At 69.0% G+C, this 18,613-nt stretch carries 17 protein-coding genes and 1 pseudogene; 12 read left to right on the plus strand and 6 right to left on the minus strand.

The window, feature by feature from the left end; genetic code table 11:
- Positions 1–111 precede the first annotated feature (111 nt).
- Positions 112–1,749, plus strand: a complete 1,638-nt coding sequence (locus EGT67_RS06725) for an ABC-F family ATP-binding cassette domain-containing protein (protein ID WP_127915269.1) — start codon at positions 112–114, stop codon at positions 1,747–1,749.
- 26 nt (positions 1,750–1,775) lie between these two features.
- Here EGT67_RS06725 and EGT67_RS06730 read toward each other — a convergent pair whose 3' ends face one another.
- From EGT67_RS06730 to EGT67_RS06740, 3 genes are all read right to left on the minus strand, one after another.
- On the minus strand, positions 1,776–2,966 hold the full coding sequence (locus EGT67_RS06730) for a Dyp-type peroxidase (RefSeq protein WP_127915270.1): 1,191 nt from the start codon (positions 2,964–2,966) through the stop codon (positions 1,776–1,778).
- On the minus strand, positions 2,959–3,558 hold the full coding sequence (locus tag EGT67_RS06735; protein WP_127915271.1) for a copper chaperone PCu(A)C: 600 nt from the start codon (positions 3,556–3,558) through the stop codon (positions 2,959–2,961). Before EGT67_RS06735 ends, EGT67_RS06730 begins: the two co-directional genes overlap by 8 nt.
- 168 nt (positions 3,559–3,726) lie before the next feature.
- The gene (locus EGT67_RS06740) at positions 3,727–4,269 is read right to left on the minus strand and encodes a hypothetical protein (RefSeq protein WP_127915272.1); all 543 of its coding nucleotides are present in this window, start codon (positions 4,267–4,269) and stop codon (positions 3,727–3,729) included.
- A 100-nt stretch (positions 4,270–4,369) separates the two neighbouring features.
- On the opposite strand from EGT67_RS06740, the gene EGT67_RS06745 reads away from it, so the two are divergent.
- The 8 genes from EGT67_RS06745 (at position 4,370) to EGT67_RS06780 (ending at position 12,653) form a co-directional block, all read left to right on the plus strand.
- The gene (locus tag EGT67_RS06745) at positions 4,370–4,660 is read left to right on the plus strand and encodes a helix-turn-helix transcriptional regulator (RefSeq protein ID WP_127915273.1); all 291 of its coding nucleotides are present in this window, start codon (positions 4,370–4,372) and stop codon (positions 4,658–4,660) included.
- Positions 4,653–5,204 (plus strand): hypothetical protein, encoded by a 552-nt coding sequence (locus EGT67_RS06750; protein WP_127915274.1) that lies wholly within the window; start codon positions 4,653–4,655, stop codon positions 5,202–5,204. The genes EGT67_RS06745 and EGT67_RS06750 overlap by 8 nt, the downstream gene beginning before the upstream one ends.
- On the plus strand, positions 5,201–6,100 hold the full coding sequence (locus tag EGT67_RS06755; RefSeq protein WP_127915275.1) for an ABC transporter ATP-binding protein: 900 nt from the start codon (positions 5,201–5,203) through the stop codon (positions 6,098–6,100). The genes EGT67_RS06750 and EGT67_RS06755 overlap by 4 nt, the downstream gene beginning before the upstream one ends.
- Positions 6,097–7,299 (plus strand): ABC transporter permease, encoded by a 1,203-nt coding sequence (locus EGT67_RS06760; protein ID WP_127915276.1) that lies wholly within the window; start codon positions 6,097–6,099, stop codon positions 7,297–7,299. Before EGT67_RS06755 ends, EGT67_RS06760 begins: the two co-directional genes overlap by 4 nt.
- 75 nt (positions 7,300–7,374) lie before the next feature.
- On the plus strand, positions 7,375–8,880 hold the full coding sequence (locus EGT67_RS06765) for an acetyl-coenzyme A carboxylase carboxyl transferase subunits beta/alpha (protein WP_127915277.1): 1,506 nt from the start codon (positions 7,375–7,377) through the stop codon (positions 8,878–8,880).
- A 631-nt stretch (positions 8,881–9,511) separates the two neighbouring features.
- Positions 9,512–10,669, plus strand: a complete 1,158-nt coding sequence (locus EGT67_RS06770; RefSeq protein ID WP_127915278.1) for a YVTN family beta-propeller repeat protein — start codon at positions 9,512–9,514, stop codon at positions 10,667–10,669.
- Between the two features lie 145 nt (positions 10,670–10,814).
- A complete protein-coding gene (locus tag EGT67_RS06775; RefSeq protein WP_127915279.1) occupies positions 10,815–12,005 on the plus strand; it encodes a beta-propeller fold lactonase family protein in 1,191 nt (396 codons plus the stop codon).
- Between the two features lie 135 nt (positions 12,006–12,140).
- A complete protein-coding gene (locus tag EGT67_RS06780; RefSeq protein ID WP_127915280.1) occupies positions 12,141–12,653 on the plus strand; it encodes a cysteine hydrolase family protein in 513 nt (170 codons plus the stop codon).
- Positions 12,654–12,715: 62 nt separating this feature from the next.
- Here the strand turns inward: EGT67_RS06780 and EGT67_RS06785 are convergent, their stop codons facing one another.
- Positions 12,716–13,396 carry a GOLPH3/VPS74 family protein gene (locus EGT67_RS06785; protein WP_127915281.1) on the minus strand — a complete coding sequence of 227 codons (681 nt, stop codon included), beginning with the start codon at positions 13,394–13,396 and terminating at the stop codon, positions 12,716–12,718.
- Between the two features lie 42 nt (positions 13,397–13,438).
- Between EGT67_RS06785 and EGT67_RS06790 the strand changes: the two genes are divergently transcribed.
- Both EGT67_RS06790 and EGT67_RS06795 read left to right on the plus strand, forming a co-directional pair.
- A complete protein-coding gene (locus EGT67_RS06790; RefSeq protein ID WP_206612298.1) occupies positions 13,439–14,176 on the plus strand; it encodes a DNA alkylation repair protein in 738 nt (245 codons plus the stop codon).
- A 144-nt stretch (positions 14,177–14,320) separates the two neighbouring features.
- The gene (locus EGT67_RS06795) at positions 14,321–16,240 is read left to right on the plus strand and encodes a propionyl-CoA synthetase (protein ID WP_127915283.1); all 1,920 of its coding nucleotides are present in this window, start codon (positions 14,321–14,323) and stop codon (positions 16,238–16,240) included.
- Between the two features lie 404 nt (positions 16,241–16,644).
- On the opposite strand, the gene EGT67_RS06800 is transcribed toward EGT67_RS06795, so the two are convergent.
- Positions 16,645–16,953, minus strand: a complete 309-nt coding sequence (locus tag EGT67_RS06800) for a DF family (seleno)protein (protein ID WP_127915284.1) — start codon at positions 16,951–16,953, stop codon at positions 16,645–16,647.
- Positions 16,954–17,292: 339 nt separating this feature from the next.
- Here EGT67_RS06800 and EGT67_RS06805 point away from each other — a divergent pair, with 339 nt between their 5' ends.
- Positions 17,293–18,099, plus strand: coding sequence for a hypothetical protein (locus tag EGT67_RS06805; protein ID WP_127915285.1), 807 nt, complete (start codon positions 17,293–17,295; stop codon positions 18,097–18,099).
- An 11-nt stretch (positions 18,100–18,110) separates the two neighbouring features.
- Here EGT67_RS06805 and EGT67_RS06810 read toward each other — a convergent pair.
- Positions 18,111–18,613: pseudogene (locus tag EGT67_RS06810) on the minus strand (NADH:flavin oxidoreductase); the annotation flags it as partial.

An 18,613-nucleotide genomic window follows, 5' to 3' on the forward strand; every position in this document is an offset into this window, starting at 1 on the left:
GCTAAGACGTTACTTCCGGCTGCCGGAGCGAATCCGCGAAAACGGTCATATGACCTCCGGAGTACGGCACCGGCGCGCGGCGACCTCCCCTCGACCAGGGATAATCGTCTCGTGACTGCAACCCTGCGCATCTCCGGCCTCTCCGCGTCCCGAGGCGAGCGCACGCTCTTCTCCGGCCTCGACCTGACCGTCGCCCCGGGCGACGTCATCGGACTGGTCGGTGCCAACGGTGCAGGCAAGTCGACGCTCCTGACGGCACTCGCGGGGGTCGGCGAGGCGGACGTCGACGGCACGATCACCCTGAGCCCGCCCGACGCGACGGTCGGCTACCTCGCGCAGGAACCGGATCGGATCCCGGGCGAGACGATCCTGGCGTTCCTCGGCCGCCGGACCGGCGTCACCGACGCCGAGGCCACGATGAACGCGGCGGCCGAGTCGCTCGCGGACGGGGACGAGGACCTCTACTCCCCCGCGCTCGAGCGGTGGCTCGCGCTGGGGGGCGCCGATCTACCCGAGCGTGCCGCACAGGTGCTGGCCGACCTGGGCCTGGACGTCACCGGGGACGCGCTCATGACCGACCTGTCGGGTGGTCAGGCCGCCCGCGCCGGGCTCGCGTCGCTGCTGCTCTCCCGGTACGACGTGCTGCTCCTGGACGAGCCGACCAACGATCTCGACCTGCCCGGCCTCGAGCAGCTCGAGCGGTTCGTCGACGAGACACGGACCGCGCTCGTGGTGGTGAGCCACGACCGGGAGTTCCTGGCGCGCACCGTGACCGGGATCGTCGAACTCGACCTCGCGCAGCAGCAGATCGCGGTGTACGACGGCGGCTACGAGGCCTACCTGGTGGAGCGCGACGTGGCTCGCCGGCACGCCCGCGAGGCCTACGAGGAATACGCCGGCAACCTGTCCGACCTGCAGGATCGCGCCCAGATGCAGCGCAACTGGCTCGAGCACGGCGTCCGCAACACGCGCCGCAAAGCCAAGAACGGCGACTCCGACAAGATGGGCCGCAAGGCGCGCGCCGAGTCCACCGAGAAGCAGGCCGCGAAGGCCCGCCAGACGCAACGGCGCATCGAGCGGCTCGAGGTGGTCGAGGAGCCGCGCAAGGAGTGGGAACTGCGGATGGAGATCGCAGCGGCGCCCCGCAGCGGCGCCGTGGTCGCCACGCTCGGCGGCGCCGTCGTTCGACGTGAAACCTTCACCTTCGGCCCGGTGACCACCCAAGTCGATTGGGGCGACCGGATTCTCGTCACCGGACCGAACGGATCCGGGAAGTCGACACTGCTGCAGGTCCTCCTCGGCAAGCTGACCCCCGACGAGGGCACGGCGACGCTGGGGTCCGGCGTCGCGGTCGGCGAGATCGATCAGGCACGTGGGCTTTTCGAGGGTGACGAGATGCTCGCCGATGCGTTCGGCGCACAGGTTCCGGACTGGCCGGAGGCGGACGTCCGCACCCTGCTGGCGAAGTTCGGCCTCAAGGGCCACCACGTGCTGCGGCCCGCGTCGTCGCTGTCACCGGGCGAACGCACGCGGGCGGCCCTGGCGCTGCTGCAGGCGCGCGGGGTGAACCTGCTGGTGCTCGACGAACCGACCAACCACCTCGACCTGCCGGCGATCGAGCAGCTCGAGCAGGCCATGGAATCGTTCACCGGCACGCTGCTGCTGGTCACCCACGACCGCCGGATGCTGGACACGATGCGCCACACCCGCCGGTGGCGGATGGACGACGGCCGACTCAGCGAAGACTGACTGAACCGGCCGTCGCCCGCTCACCCTCAGCCGAGCAGGCCCTGCCCCACGTACTCGCCCTCACGGCACCCCGGAGGGATCGCGAACACCGCCGACCCGACGGGCGTCGACCACCGGTTGAACATGTCCGCCTCCGCGAGTCGCTGCTGCACGGGCACGTACTGGACGTCGACGTCAGCCTGATAGGCGACGAAGATCAACCCGGAGTCGGACACCCCGACACCGTCGGGGGCCTCGTCGTAGTTGTATGCGCGCCGCAGGAACCGCTCCCGCGGGGCCATCGGCCGCGCCCGCGCGATGTGCGAGAACTCGGGGATGATCTTCAGCGCACCGGGCCCGACCGCGTCGAAATCCGGTGCGTCGAACTCCGATTCGCCGGTCAGTGGCGCACCGTCGGACATTCGTCGTCCCATCACCTCGTCGCGACCGGGGGTGTCGAGCTCGTCCCACCCGTCCAGGTCGAGGTGGATGCGTCGGATGACGACCGACGTGCCGCCCGCCATCCACGACTGCTCGGCGCCGTCGTTCCAGACGACGTCCGCGAAGTCGGCGCTGCCGGCCTCCGGGTTGATCGTGCCGTCGACCTGCCCCATCAGGTTGCGCATCGTGGTGCCCTCGGGTTCGCTGCCGCGCGCGCGGCGGAACCCGCGCTGAACCCAGCGGACGGTCGTGGTGCCCCGCGCATCCTTGAGCAGGACGCGCACCGCATGCGCGACCGTGACCGGATCGTCGGATCCCACCTGCAGCAGGATGTCGCCGTCGTTCCATCGCGGCTCGAGCTTGTCGATCTCGAACGGCGGCAGCGGCTTGCACCACGACGGTCGACGGTCCTCGAGGCCCGCGGCGCGGAACACCCCGGGCCCGAATCCGACCGTGACGGTGAGCCTGGCCGGGGCCGTCGCGAGTTCGGCCTCGGTGTCCGCGAGCGCGCCCCGCCCGGAGGTCAGCCGGGCGGCGTCGTCGGTCCAGACCCTCATCATCCGGACCAGCGCGGCGCGATCGGTCCCAGGCCTGAGATCGAGTCCGACGAACGTGGTGTGCGCGGGCGGCGGCGTCTCGACCCCCGCCTGGTGCTCCCCGTGGAACGGCACGGTCGGCGAGACGGATTCGGCCTTCGCGGGGCGTGCGGTGACCGCGCCCGCACCCCAGCCGAGACCGACGCCGCCGACCGCGACGGCGCCGGCCCCGAGCAGGCGACGACGGCTGATATCAGCCACTGTGCGCCTCACCATGGCCCTGGTTCGCCATGTCGTGGCCCTCGCTCGGCGCCGGGCTCACGCTCGGCGCCCCGCTCGGCGCTTCGCCGTGCGAGTTGTAGCTCTCACGAGCACCGGTGAAGTCGCGGACCTGCGACGTGATCTGCGTGGTGGCGCCGTCGGAGAACTTCAACGTGAACGACACCTCGCTACCAGCCTGGACCGGGGCGGGCAGGTCGAACAGCATGATGTGATCGGCGCCCGGCTTGAGCGCGTACGTGTCGTGGGCCTTGATGGTCATGCCTCCGTCCTTCTCCCGCATCTTCATCGCACCGGTGCCGTCCGGCGCCATCTCGTGCAGTTCGACGCGCGGCGAGGCCGAGGAGGTGGCGGAGACGAGCGTGACGTCGCTGTCGGAGTCGTTGCGAATGGTGCCGAACAACGCGGTCATACCGCCGTCGGCGGCCTTGACCCACGAGTCCTGCACCGTGATCGAGGCAGCATCGGTCGCCTTGGCGTCGTCCTTCGAGTCGCTGCTGCATCCGGCGAGGGTGAGTCCGGCCGCGACGGTGACGCCGATGGCCAGGACGCGGGTGCGGGTGAATGCCTTCATGTACGTGTGCCTTTCGTGTGCGGGCGCGCGGCAGCCGTCAGGCGCGCGGGCGCTGCCCGGCAGGTATGGCGGGCCGTGGGCCCGGGGGAATGCCTCCGCGCCGGGACTTTCCGACCGGAGGGCACGCGTCGACGACGGTTGTGTCGTGACGCGGTGGAGTGGCAGTACTCAGCAGAAGGCGGGGGGACCCCGGCGCGCGATCGACCCGACGCAGACGGGCACCGACACTGGCCGGACGTCGGCGACGGCTCGGGGCAGCGCAGGCTCGAGCAGCACCGGCAGAGCGGTGAGAATCCTCGGCAGGATCCGGCGCAGCGCGGCGTAGGCACGCGGACCGATCCGTTCGGCGGCCGCGATGAGAACGGCGCAGACGACCACGGCCGCGGAGTGCGCGAGGAGCATCGGCGCGGTCAGGTGCGAACCCGTGTGCATTCCGGCGTGGGCGTCGCCGAGCGACAGCGCCGTGTGGGCGAGCACCTGACCGGTCGCCAGCACGGGCACGAGCCAGCGCCGCCGGGTGGCGAGCGCGGGCACCGCGGTCACCGCGGCGGCGAGCACCGCCGCGACGCCGCCGAGCAGCAGCAGCGTGACGCCGTGGGGCGCGCCGCCGCCGGCCAGACCATGGGCACCGATCGCGAGCGCGACGACGGATGCGGCGACGGCGACGCCACGCACCTGGCGTGCGAGCTCCTCACCTGGGCCGATCCGCATGCCCCGAGGTTACTACAGGACGTCGTACGGACTTCGTGTCAGCATCGCCGAACATTTGCTTGGTTTGACAGACCGTTGGGTTTTTACAACGATCGATTGCATGAGCCCGGTGCGACGTGGGGCGAGTCTCCCCATCTTCAATCGCATCGCTGTGCTGCGCGCCGAACGCAAGATGAGCCGCGCGCAGCTCGCCGAGCTGATCGAGGTGAACCCACAAACCGTCGGGGTGCTCGAGCGTGGCGACCACTACCCCAGCCTCGACCTCGCGCTGCGGATCTGCGCGGTGTTCGAGCTTCCGGTGGAGGCCGTGTTCTCCCGCACCGAGTTCGGCCCCCTCAGCACCGAGCTGTACCGAACCAACCGACCAGGAGGAGTCGACGAGGATGGCTGACAGCGGCCTGCTCGAGCGATATCAAGACTTCCGCACCCGACGCTTCCTCCGGCACGAGGAGCAGTACCGGCACTGGCTACCCCGGTGGCGGACGCAACGACGGCGGCGCATCCTCGTCGTCGTGCTCGCGGTGATCCTGCTGACCATGGCCGTGGTGGGCGTGGTCTGCCTCAACGACATGGAGACCGGCCCGCTGCTGTGGATCCCGGTCTGCCTGGCCTTCCTGGTCACCTGGACCGTCCTGCAGATCGTCTCGGGTCGTCAGGGTGACGCTCCCCGCGACGCCCTCGACGAGTGGGAGGTCCAGCAGCGCGACAGCGCCCGCTCCATCGGCCTGACCGTGACGCAGACGCTGACGTTCGTCCCGGCGATGTTCCTCATCGTCGCGGGCGCGCTCGATCCGGACATCGACCGCACCCACCTCGCCTACTCCGCCGGACTCCTCGTCCTCACCACGCTCATCGTCGGTGCCTGCGCGCCCGCGATGATCCTGGCCTGGACGCGCCCCGACCCCGACACCGACGACCACCAGGAGCCTGCATGACCGGCCAGACCCTCACGTTCGACGGGATAGCGAAGCGCTACGGCGACGTCGTCGCCCTCGAGAGCCTGAGCTTCGACGTCCGCCCCGGCGAGATCTTCGGATTCGTGGGCAGCAACGGAGCCGGCAAGACGACGACCATGCGGATCGCCCTCGGGGTGCTCGCCGCCGACAGCGGAGAGGTCCGGCTCGGCGGCCGCCCCGTCGACCTCGAGGTCCGTCGCTCGATCGGCTACATGCCCGAGGAGCGCGGCCTCTACCCCAAGATGAAGGTGGGCGCACAGCTCACGTACTTCGCTGAACTGCACGGACTTTCACGGCGCGAGGCGTCGGACTCGATGCGCCGCTGGACCGAGCGTCTCGGCATCGCCGCGCGCGTGAACGACGCCGTCGACGCACTCAGTCTGGGCAACCAGCAGCGCGTGCAGCTGGCGGCCGCACTGGTGCACGACCCGGCCGTGCTCATCCTCGACGAGCCGTTCTCCGGGCTCGACCCGGTGGCCGTCGACGTCATGAGCGACGTCCTCGTGGAGAAGGCGAAGACCGGTGTCCCCGTGATCTTCTCCAGCCACCAGCTCGATCTGGTGCAGCGGCTGTGCGACCGCGTCGGGATCATCGCGAAGGGTCGGATGAACTCGATCGGCACCGTCGACGAACTCCGCGGCAGCGGCGACGTCCTGCTCGAGGTCCACGCGCCCGCCGCGCCGAGGGGGTGGGCCGACCACGTCTTCGGGGTCACGACCGTCAGCCACGACGACGGACGCACCGTCCTGTCCCTCGGCGCCGGCGCCGACGACCAGGCCGTCCTCCAGGCCGCACTGAAGACCGGGCCGGTCCACGAGTTCGCGGTCCGCAAGCCGTCCCTGACCGAACTGTTCCGAGAGGTGGTGTCCGCATGAGCGGCCAGAACGGTCTCAGCCCGAGCCGCGCGATCGCGCTGGTCGCGCGGCGCGAGTTCCTCACCCAGGTGAGGAAGAAGAGCTTCCTCGTCAGCAATGCGATCGTCCTGATCGCCATCGTCGGCGCCATCGTCGCGGCGTCGATCTTCTCCGGCGGCGACGACGAGTCGCGCTCCAAGATCGGACTCGTGGGCGACCAGTCGCTGAGCGCCACGCTGGTCGCGACCGGTGACGCGGCCGGGAATCCGGTCGAGGTGCGGGAAGTCGCCGACGAGCAGACCGCCCGCAGCCAGGTGGAAAACGGCGATCTCGACGTCGCGGTGCTGCCCGGCACCGGCGGCAGCGTCACCGCGATCACGAAGTCGGAGATCGACGCACCCCTGCGGGTCGTGCTCGACGGCGCCGTCGCCGCGCAGGCTCAGAGCGCCGCGCTGGCCGCGCAGGGCGTGGACGCCGCCCAGCTCGCGGAGACCACCAGCTCGGCCGTCGTCACCGTCGACGCGATCGACCCGCCGGATCCCGAACGCGGACAGCGCATCGCGCTGTCGATGGCCGTCGTGGTGCTGCTCTACATGCAGATCCTGGTGTTCGGCATGTACGTCGCGATGGGCGTGGTCGAGGAGAAGTCGTCCCGCGTGGTGGAACTGCTGCTGTCGACGCTGCGGCCACTGCAGCTGCTGTGGGGCAAGGTGATCGGCATCGGCGCCGTCGGTCTCGCCCAGCTGGCCGCGTACGGCGTGGTCGGTGTCGGCGCCGGCGTCGCCACCGGCGTCCTCACCCTGGGCGGCACCGCGTGGGGAACGCTGGTGGGCACCCTGGGCTGGTTCGTCCTCGGCTTCGCCTTCTTCGCGGTGCTCTACGCCGCGACCGGGTCGATGGTGTCGCGCCAGGAGGACGTCAACTCCACCGCGATGCCGCTCACCATCCTGATCATGGCGATGTTCTTCTCCGCGTTCAGCGCGGTGCAGGACCCGGACGGTTCGCTGTCGAACGTGCTGAGCTGGATTCCGCCGTTCTCGGCGATCCTGATGCCGCTCCGCATCGCCGGAGGGGTCGCCAGCGCAACCCAGATCGTGGGCACGATCGTGCTGATGGCGGTGGTCACGGTCGCGATGTCGGCCCTGGCCGCCCGCATCTACCAGCGCTCGATCCTGCGGATGGGCAAGACGGTCTCGTGGCGTGAGGCCCTCGCCCGGTAGCTAGGCTGGACCACGGCGGCCGTTCCCGACACCGGGTGCGGTCGCCGTGGGCAATGCACGAGATGGAGGAAGACCATGTCCCGCACCAGGATTTCTGCTCGGGAACTGATCGGTCGCGTGTTCGACACCGACAGCTTCGTCTCGTGGGACACCACCCCGATCGACGTCTCCCCCGACGCGCAGTACCGCACCGAACTCGACGCGGCCGCGGCGAAGTCCGGCGTCGACGAATCCGTGATCACCGGCACGGCGCTGCTCGGCGGACGCCGGGTCGCCGTCATCGCGTGCGAGTTCTCGTTCCTCGCGGGCTCGATCGGTGTGGCCGCCGCCGAGCGGATCGTCACGGCGATCGAACGCGCCACCGCGGAGGGACTGCCCCTGCTGGCGTCCCCGACGTCGGGCGGCACGCGCATGCAGGAGGGCACGGTCGCCTTCGTGCAGATGGTGAAGATCGCCGCGGCCGTCGCCGCACACAAGTCGGCGCACCTGCCGTACCTCGTCTACCTGCGCGATCCCACCACGGGCGGCGTCTTCGCGTCGTGGGGATCGCTCGGCCACGTCACGATCGCCGAACCGGGCGCGCTCGTCGGCTTCCTCGGCCCCCGCGTCTACCAGGCGCTGTACGGCGAGAAGTTCCCCGAGGGGGTGCAGACGTCGGAGAACCTGTACAGCAAGGGCGTCATCGACGGCGTCGCGTCCGTCGAGCAGTTGCGCGACCTGGTCGACCGCGCGCTCCACGTGGTGAGCGATCCGGCCGACGACACCGCCGGGATCCCCGACCCTGCTGATGCACAGGACATTCCGAATGTTCCTGCGTGGCAGTCGGTGATGACCTCCCGTCGCGACGACCGCCCCGGCATCCGCGAACTCGTCCGCCACGCCGCGTCCACCCGCGTGCCCCTCAGCGGGACCGGGCAGGGCGAGGTGGACTCGACGGTGCTGCTGTCGCTGGCGCGATTCCACGGTCAGCCCTGTGTACTGTTCGGCCAGGACCGCGCCGGCCAGTCCGCCCTGAACACGATGGGCCCCGGTGCGCTGCGCGAGGCACGGCGCGGCATGCGGATGGCCGCCGAACTCCGACTCCCGCTCGTCCTGGTGATCGACACCCTCGGGGCGGCGCTGTCGAAGGAAGCCGAGGAACGCGGGCTCGCGCCCGAGATCGCGCGCTGCATCTCCGATCTCGTCACCCTCCGCACCCCGACCGTGTCGGTGCTGCTCGGTCAGGGCACCGGTGGCGGCGCGCTCGCCCTGCTGCCCGCCGACCGCGTCCTCGCGGCCCAGAACGGCTGGCTCGCACCACTTCCTCCCGAGGGCGCCAGCGCCATCGTGCACCGCGACACCACCCACGCCCCGCAGATGGCGGCGGCCCAAGGAATCCGGTCGCTCGACCTCCTGCGCGACGGCGTCGTCGACGCCGTCATCCCCGAGATGCCCGACGCGGCGATCGAACCCGCCGAGTTCTCGAAGCGCGTGGGCGCGGCCATCGCCCGCGAACTCGTCGCGCTGCGCGATCTGCCGGGCGAGGACCGGATGACTGCGCGCCTCGCGCGCTACCGGACGTTGGGCCTACCTCAGGACTAGCGGATCCCGGACCGGCATCTCACTCCCGTTGCGTCACAGGTGAACTGACTGCACTTTCGGTAGCCCGTCCGGTTCCTCGGTCGCCGGCCCGCGGCTGGATTCATGAATTCCGCCCACCTATCACAACGTGGACTGATACCGTTCCGACACGCCGTCGTGATCGGGCAACACCGACCTCCCGGGCCGGTCGCAGATCATGTCGGACACGTTCGGCTCTACCGCAGTAACGGTCTGATGTTTCGGGGGCACTGCGCACGGCCTGTCTCGCCTCCGTCCACGGATCGCGTTGTTGTTCGCTCGGCACCTCACCACGGACAAGGACCTGCAATGCGCCTGACCCGATTCGACGCTGCACACCGAACCAGCCCACGCCAGGTTCAGCCGGCCGTTCCGCCGCCTCTTCTCCTGCGAAATTAGTGCTTTCGCCGGAGGCACCACGGCTAGCAATCCAGTGTCCCCCCGCGCGTACCACGCCTGCCTCGATCTCGTCCGCCAGCCCGTCGAATGGCCCCCGCTCGAGTGGTGCACGCGTCCACAGCGCTGATTTCGGCGACAACACCGTCTCGCTGACCGAGACGGTCTCAACGGCACCGAAATCGTCTCGCCCCAACAGATTTCGAATCCGACCTGCATGGCAGGCCGTTTTGAAAGATCGAAGGGTACTGCACTACGAAACGGCTGTCCCATCCACCCGAAAGGATCTGTGATGCATCTGACGCTCGCGCCATCGCGACAAACTCGGACCCGATATCGGCGACTCGCGACCGTAGGAGTCGGTGCGCTCGCAGCGGTTGCGGCGATACTCGCATCTGCTCCGGCGGCCCAGGCCGATGCCGTCGTCGCGGTGATCCCGGTCGGGTCCGTCCCACAGGGAGTCGCGATCGCTCCGGACGGAAGACACGCCTACATCGCGAGTACCGGCAGCGACGCAATCTCGATCATCGACACAGCCACCAATGCGGTCACCGGCAGCATCCCCGTCGGAGACAACCCAATCGGCATCGCGTTCACCCCCAACGGCGCCCGCGCCTACGTCACCAACGCTGTCGGCAACACGGTCTCCGTCATCAACACAGCCACCAGTTCGGTCACCGGCAGCATTCCCGTCGGATCAGCTCCGACAGGCATCGCGGTTACTCCCAATGGCGCGCGCGCGTATGTGGCAAGTCAGTCCGGTTCGGTCTCAGTGATCGACATCGGCACGAACTCCGTCATCACAACGATCCCCACCGGCATCGGAACCTCCTGGATAGCGGTGTCCCCGGACGGCTCTCGCGCCTACGCGACGACCACCAGCACCAACACTGTCTCCGAGATCAACACCACCACGAACGCCGTGGTCGACACCGTCAATGTCGGCAACTCGCCGATCGGCATCGCTGTCACTCCCGACGGCACACGTGCGTTTGTGGCCAACACCAGCTCTGACGACCTCAGTGTCATCGATCTCGACACCACGATCGTCTCGGGCCTCCCCGGTGGGGGTGACGGTCCGCTACTGGTCGCCATCACCCCGGACGGGACCCGCGCGTACATCACGAACAGCGGAAGCAACACCGTCTCGATCGTCGATACAGCCACCGGTGTCGTCCTCGGGAACGTAGCGGTGGGCGCTGGCCCGGTAGGCGTTGCAATCGCTCCTGACGGCAGGCACGCGTACGTTGCCAATGCCTTGACCGACGACGTCTCCGTCATCAGGATCGACGGCGCCTCCACCGGATCGCTCGGTTCCCTCGGTTCGGCCGATTCGGGATCGATCGGTTCCCTCGGTGCCCTGTTCGGCAGCTGACCTCCGGCCGAATGTCACACGCGTTCGTTCCAACTGAACGCGTGTGACATTCGGCCGACGTGTTCCACGAGCACCTACTCGCCACCGTTCTCCACCAGAGTATTTCGTTTGCATCACCGCGCAGTCGAGAGGAAAGGAATCGCAAATGAATCGGATCTCACCGCCGTCCCGACACGATGCCCCGCAGTGCCTGGAGAAGCGTCCCCGCCGCCTCGTCATCGGCGCCGCCGGCCTCCTCGCTCTGGGCGCGATCGCCCTCAACGCCCCGGCCGCCCAAGCGGACAGCGTCACCGACACCATCACCGTCGGCGGAACACCGGTTTCGGTGGCGGTCACCCCGAACGGCGCGTTCGCGTACGTCACGAACCAAACCGAAGTAGCGGTGATCGACACCGCATCGAACGCCGTCGCTACGACCGTCCCCGTCGGCGGCAGACCCTGGAGTGTTGCGATCACCCCCGATGGCAATCGGGCTTACGTCACAAACCTCGACGACGACACGGTCTCGGTGATCGACACCGCCTCCAACACCGTCTCGGACACGATCCCGGTCGGCGCCGGTCCCCTCGCTGTCGCGATCACGCCCGATGGCGCACACGCCTACGTCACGAATGGTGGTGGCGGTACCGTGTCCGTGATCGACACCGGGCCGAACACCGTCGCGGACACGGTCTCCGTCGGCGACGGCCCCTTCGCGGTTGCGATCACACCGGACGGTACGACCGCTTACGTCGTCAACCAAGTCAGCGAGAACGTCTCGGTGATAGACACCGGGCCGAACACCGTCGCCACAACCATCCCGGTCGGAGCCTCCCCTGCCGGGGTCGCGGTCCGGCCCGACGGAACCGCCGCCTATGTCACCAACGGCGATGGCGGGACGGTCTCCGTGATCGACACCGACACCGTCACCGACACCTTCGACTTCGATACCAACCCGTTCGGGGTGGCCTTCACGCCCGACAGTGCCCGGGCCTACATCACCGACGCCACCGGAACCTCCGTCCGAGTCATCGACACCGCGGACAATTGCGTCACCCAGTCGCTGACCGTCGGCGAGGATCCCTTCGGAGTTGCGATCAACTCCGAAGGATCACGCGCCTACGTCGCGAACAGCAGTGACGGCACCGTATCGGTCATCCGGATAACCGACGCGGCGGGCTCTCTCGGTTCGTTCGGATCCTCGGACTCGCTGGGCTCGTCGGGATCGCTGGGCTCGTCGGGATCGCTGGGCTCGTCGGGATCGCTGGGCTCGTCCGGATCGCTGGGCTCGTCCGGATCGCTAGGCTCGTCGGACTCCTGCTCCTCGGGTTCGCTCGGGTCGCTCTTCGGCAGCTGACTCCGTGACCGAATGTCACACGCGTTCAACCCAACTGAACGCGTGTGACATTCGGCCCGGCACTCCAACCCCGGGGCGCGAGGGCCATCCCGACTTGTTGCGTTGGAGCCTGCTCCAGCGACTAGCCTCCCCGCCATGCGCGCCGAGCCTTCGCACACCGTTCTCCTGGAGATCGACTTCCAGCACTGGATCATCGAGTCGATCGCCCATCGTCCGGTGACCGACCGGGCCGCCGCGGTGCGCGCCGACCTTCGTTCGGCGGGAGCCCGCGTCCTGTGCACTCGATACCTGAGCCTCGACGCGACCGACACCCTGCGTGCGGACCCCGCCGGCCGGGGAGCGTCGTTCCATCCCGCGCTCGAGCCTGCGCCGGGCGATCTGGTCCTCAGCAAGTACGACCGCAACATCTTCGACAACCCCGACGTCGAGACGAATCTGCGACTCCTCGGCGTCACGGACGTGATCGTCACCGGGATCGCGACGGATCACGGCGTCGCGCTCGCCGCGCGCTCGTCCCACACGTTGGGCTACCGAACGAGCGTCGTCGCGGACGCCTGTGCGGGGACCTCCGCCGATTCGCACGAACGCACCCTCGCGGAACTGGCGCGGGACGGAATCACGGTGATTCGAGATCGCGTCGGCAGCTGACGTCGCGACCGAATGTCACACGCGTCCGGTCCGACTGAACGCGTGTGACATTCGGTCACCGGCTAGGAACTCCCGGCCGCGATGGCCGGCACCATGACCGCCACGAAGACCGCGGCGTTGATCGCATCCACCGCCTTGCGGACCGCGGCTCCGGCCCATTCCTCCTCGGCGATGTCCTTGGCGCGCTTGCGGATCGCCTTCCGATCGGCGTCCGGGAACACCTTGGCCACGGCGTCCACCGCGGACAGCAGCGAAATCAGCGCCGCGGTACGCGGATTCGGGTCGAGTCCCTCGATCAGCACACCGGAGAGTTCGTGCCGGACGCCGCGCTCGTGACTCTCGTCGACCGCCGGCCAGGTCTTGCTCGGGAAGATGCCGAGGATCTTGCGGCGACTCTCGCGCACCCAGCCGCGGTCGATCACCCGATCGAAGACGGCGGCCCGCATCTCGGTGTCGAGTTTCTCGATCGCGGTCTCGGGCTTCATCGGACGGCGGGACTGGCGGATCGCCGCGACGGCGCGGGCGAGGATCGGATCGTCGGGCGTCGTCTCCTGCCGGACGGCGAGGCGGCCCTTCTTCACGTCCTCGTCGTCCTCGGCGGGCGTCACGTAGCCGTCGAGCGCCAGTTCGAGCAGCACCGCGCCGGCGAGCACGCGCGGGAGTCGGGTGCCGTCGACGATCGCATCACCCGATTCGTCGTCGAGCAGGAGCAGCAGCAGATCTTCGGCGATGAGCGGCGTCATGTCCCCCACGGTACGGAGTCGCGGTGTGGGATGGTCTTGTCCATGCCCGACGCCGGAGACGTCATCGCCGCCCTCACCGAGGTCGCGGATGCGGACGACGCGCGACAACTCCGGCGGTTCTTCAAGACCGGGCCGGGCGAGTACGGCGAGGGCGACGAGTTCGTGGGCGTCCGGGTGCCGGCGATCCGCACCGTGGCCAAGCGGTTCACGTCGTTGCCACTGGACGACGTCGACACGCTTCTCGACAGCCCGGTGCACGAGCACCGACTGGCCGGCCTCCTGATCCTCGTCGACCGGTTCGCGCGGGCGAGTCGCGCCCGCGGCCGCGACGACGACGCCCGTGAGCGCATCGCCGAGCACTACCTGGCCGCGGTTCTCCGGGGCCGGGTGAACAACTGGGACCTGGTCGACCTGTCGGCGCTGCACATCCTGGGCGGCTGGCTCTACGACCGACCCCGTGATCCGGTGTTCGTCCTCGGCGCCGACGAGGACCTGTGGCGGCGACGCGTCGCACTGCTCACCACGTTCGGCTTCATCCGGCGCGGGGACGCGTCCACGACCCTCGAACTGGCGGCCCGGGTCCTGGGTGACCGCCGCGATCTGACGCAGAAGGCGACGGGTTGGATGCTCCGGGAGGTCGGCAAGCGGGTGGACCGCGTCCTGCTCCTCGACTTCCTCGATCGGCACGCGGCGGAGATGGGTGCGACGGCGCTGAGTTACGCCACCGAGCACCTCGACGCGGACACCCGCGTGCACTACAGGCGGATGCGAAGTACCTGATACTCGCCGTTCATCGAGCGTTAGCTGCCGCCTGCCGCAGGGACGCGCGGCGACCGGTCGGCTGTCGCGGCGACCGACCCTCCGTCGAATAGGGTGTTGTGTGCATCACAGATGCGCGGTCAGGACCCGAGAGGACACGAATCGATGAGCACCGCCGAGTACGCAACCGGCGCCGAGGCCTACGCCACCGCCTTTGCCGAGAGCGTGGAGCAGCCGGACAGCTTCTGGCTCAGGGCCGCCGAGGCCGTCGAGTGGGATACCGCGCCGACGCGCGCGCTGGACGACTCGAACGCCCCGATGTACCGCTGGTTCCCGGACGCCGCCCTCAACACGTGCTTCAACGCCCTCGACCGGCACGTGCGCGACGGCCGCGGCGACCAGGCCGCGCTGATCTACGACTCGGCGATGGTGCCCGCGAAGCGGACGTACACCTACTCCGAGTTGCTCGCCGAGGTCGCCCGCTTCGCCGGTGTCCTCACCGAACAGGGCGTCGTCGCCGGCGACCGCGTCGTCATCTACATGCCGATGATCCCCGAGGCCGCGATCGCGATGCTCGCGTGCGCCCGCATCGGCGCCGTGCACTCGGTCGTCTTCGGCGGTTTCGCCGCGAAGGAACTGGCCACCCGCATCGACGACGCCCAGCCGGTGGTGCTGGTGACCGCGTCGGGCGGCCTGGAGCCGGGACGCACCATCGAGTACCTGCCGATGGTCGACCAGGCGCTGGGGATGTCGGCGCACCCGCCGCACACCGTGATCGTCAAGAACCGGGAGAACATCCCCGGCTCCGCGGCCGACTACCGCGACCGCGGCGCCGCGTGGTTCGACTGGGACCAGTTGGCCGCCGACGCGCAGGACGCCGCGCCCGTCTCGGTGGCGGCGACCGACCCGCTCTACATCCTCTACACGTCCGGCACCACCGGTAAGCCCAAGGGCGTGGTCCGCGACAACGGCGGCCACGCGGTCGCGCTCACGTGGTCGATGCGCAACATCTACGACATCGGTCCCGGCCAGGTCATGTGGACGGCGTCGGACGTGGGCTGGGTCGTCGGCCACTCCTACATCGTCTACGCCCCGCTGCTCGCCGGCGCCACGACCGTCCTCTACGAGGGCAAGCCCGTGGGCACCCCGGACGCCGGCGCCTTCTGGCGAGTGATCCAGGACCACAACGTCTCCGCGCTGTTCACCGCCCCGACCGCGATCCGCGCGATCCGCAAGGCCGACCCGGAGGCGGCCGAGCTCGCCAAGTACGACGTCTCCTCGATGACGACGCTGTTCGCGGCCGGTGAGCGCCTCGATCCGGACACCTACGTGTGGGCCACCGAGAAGCTCGGTGTCCCCGTGATCGACCACTGGTGGCAGACCGAGACCGGCTGGGCCATCTGCGCGAATCTGCGTGGGCTGGAACCGATGCCGATCAAGGCCGGCTCCCCTACGGTCCCGGTCCCGGGCTACCGCGTCGGCATCGTCGACGGCGAGGGCACACCCGTCCCCGCCGGCACCGAGGGCAACATCGTCATCGCGCTGCCGCTGCCGCCGGGCACGCTCGCCGGCCTGTGGCGCGACGAGGACCGCTACGTGAGGTCGTACCTGTCCACGTTCGACGGCTACTACCTCACCGGCGACTCCGGCTACGTCGACGAGGACGGCTACGTGTTCGTCCTCGGCCGCAGTGACGACGTCATCAACGTTGCCGGACACCGCCTTTCGACGGGCAGCATGGAGGCGGTCGTCGCGTCGCATACCGCCGTCGCCGAGTGCGCGGTGATCGGCATCCACGACGAACTCAAGGGTCAGCGGCCCAGCGGCTACGTGGTGCTCAAGGCCGGCGCCGAGATCGACGAGGAGACCCTCCGCAAGGAACTCGTCGCGATGGTCCGCGAGCAGATCGGCGCCGTCGCCACGTTCCGCGACGTCACCGTCGTGCAGGCGCTGCCCAAGACCCGCTCGGGCAAGATCCTGCGGAAGACGATGCGGCAGATCGCCGACAACGACGAGTACACCGTGCCGTCGACCATCGAGGACCCGTCCGTCCTCGAGGACCTGGAGAAGCTGCTGCGCGGCTGACCGGCGTACCGAACAGAGAAGGCCCCGCACCCTTGGTGTGGGGCCTTCCCTCTTCCAGGCCTGCTCGAGCGCGAGTAGCGTCGAAGGGCGGCACCGTTTCAGGTGGCGCTGCGCGGTACCGGCCACTCCATCGACACGAGCGATTCCAGATGACGACTCACCCCATCGATCCGCGACGCGGCAGCACGTCCAGTGCACATCGGCGAGCCGCCGGAGCGCTCTGGCTGATTCCATTCCTCCTGCTGCCACTGGTACCGGGCGCGATAGCGGTGGCGGTCGGTTCCTCCCCGTTCGGCGTCTTCTGGACGACGGTGTGGACCGCGCTCGCAGTAGGAACCGCCGCCGTGTTGTTGACGGCAAGTTGACCCAGCCGAGCATCTGGCCGCTCCGGTCGACCGCGCCGCCTAGCTTCGCGCTCGCAAGACCTCTGCGAGCTGCTCGACGGTCGGCAACCCGGCCATCCCGCCCTCGGTCCGGTACACGCGGCACGCGAGCTCGCACACTTGCACCGCATCGTCGAAGGCATCGACGCCGTCGACGAGGATCGTGGGCGATCCCGCGAACGGCGATGACGCAGCCTCGGCGTCCGACGCGATTCGGCGGTATCCGATCTCGGTACCCGACTTTCCCGCGGCCTTCGCTGCCTCCTGGACGCGGTCGGCGGCCTCGTGCCAGTTCGGGCACCCATCGAAATACAGGATCTCCACCTTCATGCCTTCGATTCTGCCCCGCCGACGACATCCGCCACCAGCGCCGAGCCTTCCTCATTGCACCATTCGGAGAATCCTCACTAATCGGATAATCCGCCGATATTCCCCAAACTATCTTTAAGTCGATTTCCGGAAGCCGCAGGTCAGCACGTTGCCCCTCTTGACGATCACGGTAAGATCACGGTAGGTTTAAGGCACAGGAAAACACATCCAAAATATTCGACACCATTGTGTTGAATTGTCCGAAATGGACGAATGCATCCGGCCTGCCGCGGTCGGCCGGAACCCTTCACGCTCGTGCCTGCCCGTACCCGCTCGTCCGCGCTCGCTCAAGGGGGAAAGTTGTCCGTTGTAGCCACCCCGTCCGCCTACGCACTCCTGCGCGAGTTCGTCGCGAACAGCCCTCGTCGCCACTATCTGCCCGACACCGAGGGCATCGAGCTGTCGAACCAGGCCGCACTCGTCCGCGAGGTCGTGGTCACCGTCCAGGCGTGCCTCGAACCGGATCTCCACGCACTGCGGGCGACCGAGAGCGCGGCCGAATCCGAGGACCCGAACTGGACCACCGCACCCGGACCTCGGGGCGTCGCGGCCGTCGCCCAGTACGACGAGATCCTCGGCACGCTGCTCGACGCCGCACCGCTGCTCGAGTCCGGCCGGATGAGCAGCGTCTGGACGCTGCTCGGTTCCGCCACCGACCGACTCCGCATCCTCGCCGCGCTCGAACCGCCCCGCGGGGACGACGTCGCCCGCCAGCTGGCCGCGTCGTCGGCGCACGCCCGCGCCCGACTCGTCGCGGCGGCGATCGCCGACGACGTCGACCTCGGCCTCCCCGCCACGACCTGCCCGACAGGTGGCCTTTCGACGGTCCCCGCCCCGGCCCTGCCGACGCCGACACCCGCGATCGCGAATCTGATCGAACGCATCGACCTGGGGTCAACGACCACCCTCGACGGCTCGACGCAGGAGACCGACTACGACTACCTGGCGATGGTCGGCGGCTTCCAGTTCCGTCTCGGACTCGAGATCATTCGCGCCGCAACGGATTCGCTGTCGGAGATCGCCAGTCTCGCCGCCGGCGCAGACGTCTGGACCGAGAAGGCCGACGACGTCCGCGCGGCGGTCGAGTTCGCGTGGGAGTGCGTGTAGGCCGGCGCGCCTCAGCCCCGCACGCGGGGCGGGGCGAGGTCGACCAGGACGCAGCGGGCGCCCGAGAAGATCGTCGGCATGCACTTGTTGCAGTGGATGCACAGTGACTTCGTGCGCGACTCCGCCTGGATGCGATTGATCAGGTCGGGCTCGCGCAGCAGCGCGCGCGCCATCGCGACGAACTCGAAACCCTCGGCCATCGCGGTGTCCATGCCGGCCTTGTCGGTGACACCGCCGAGCAACACCAGCGGCATCTTGACCGCGGCCCGGATCTGACGCGCCTCCTCGAGCATGAACAACGGCTCGTACGGGTACGTCTTGATGAACGCCTTGCCGACCATCTGCACGCCGAGCTTGACCGGCTGCGGCATCGCGTTCGCGAAGTCGCGGACCGGGGCATCACCCTTGAACAGGTACATCGGGTTGAGCAGCGAGCTGCCCATCGTCAGCTCGAGCGCGTCGAGGCTGCCGTCGGCCTCGAGCCACTGCGCCACCTGGATCGCCTCGTCCACCC

The organism is Prescottella agglutinans, from assembly GCF_004011865.1.
GTDB classification, from domain to species: Bacteria; Actinomycetota; Actinomycetes; order Mycobacteriales; family Mycobacteriaceae; genus Prescottella; species Prescottella agglutinans.

What these genes read in the sequence shown, in the direction of transcription:
- EGT67_RS06755 (WP_127915275.1), top strand. Translation starts at nt 5,201, where the DNA reads ATGACCGGCCAGACCCTCACGTTCGACGGGATAGCGAAGCGCTACGGC.
- EGT67_RS06765 (WP_127915277.1), top strand. Translation starts at nt 7,375, where the DNA reads ATGTCCCGCACCAGGATTTCTGCTCGGGAACTGATCGGTCGCGTGTTC.
- EGT67_RS06740 (WP_127915272.1), bottom strand. Translation starts at nt 4,269, where the DNA reads ATGCGGATCGGCCCAGGTGAGGAGCTCGCACGCCAGGTGCGTGGCGTC.
- EGT67_RS06790 (WP_206612298.1), top strand. Translation starts at nt 13,439, where the DNA reads ATGCCCGACGCCGGAGACGTCATCGCCGCCCTCACCGAGGTCGCGGAT.
- EGT67_RS06760 (WP_127915276.1), top strand. Translation starts at nt 6,097, where the DNA reads ATGAGCGGCCAGAACGGTCTCAGCCCGAGCCGCGCGATCGCGCTGGTC.
- EGT67_RS06750 (WP_127915274.1), top strand. Translation starts at nt 4,653, where the DNA reads ATGGCTGACAGCGGCCTGCTCGAGCGATATCAAGACTTCCGCACCCGA.
- EGT67_RS06780 (WP_127915280.1), top strand. Translation starts at nt 12,141, where the DNA reads ATGCGCGCCGAGCCTTCGCACACCGTTCTCCTGGAGATCGACTTCCAG.
- EGT67_RS06785 (WP_127915281.1), bottom strand. Translation starts at nt 13,396, where the DNA reads ATGACGCCGCTCATCGCCGAAGATCTGCTGCTGCTCCTGCTCGACGAC.
- EGT67_RS06770 (WP_127915278.1), top strand. Translation starts at nt 9,512, where the DNA reads ATGGCAGGCCGTTTTGAAAGATCGAAGGGTACTGCACTACGAAACGGC.
- EGT67_RS06795 (WP_127915283.1), top strand. Translation starts at nt 14,321, where the DNA reads ATGAGCACCGCCGAGTACGCAACCGGCGCCGAGGCCTACGCCACCGCC.
- EGT67_RS06735 (WP_127915271.1), bottom strand. Translation starts at nt 3,558, where the DNA reads ATGAAGGCATTCACCCGCACCCGCGTCCTGGCCATCGGCGTCACCGTC.
- EGT67_RS06775 (WP_127915279.1), top strand. Translation starts at nt 10,815, where the DNA reads ATGAATCGGATCTCACCGCCGTCCCGACACGATGCCCCGCAGTGCCTG.
- EGT67_RS06800 (WP_127915284.1), bottom strand. Translation starts at nt 16,953, where the DNA reads ATGAAGGTGGAGATCCTGTATTTCGATGGGTGCCCGAACTGGCACGAG.
- EGT67_RS06745 (WP_127915273.1), top strand. Translation starts at nt 4,370, where the DNA reads ATGAGCCCGGTGCGACGTGGGGCGAGTCTCCCCATCTTCAATCGCATC.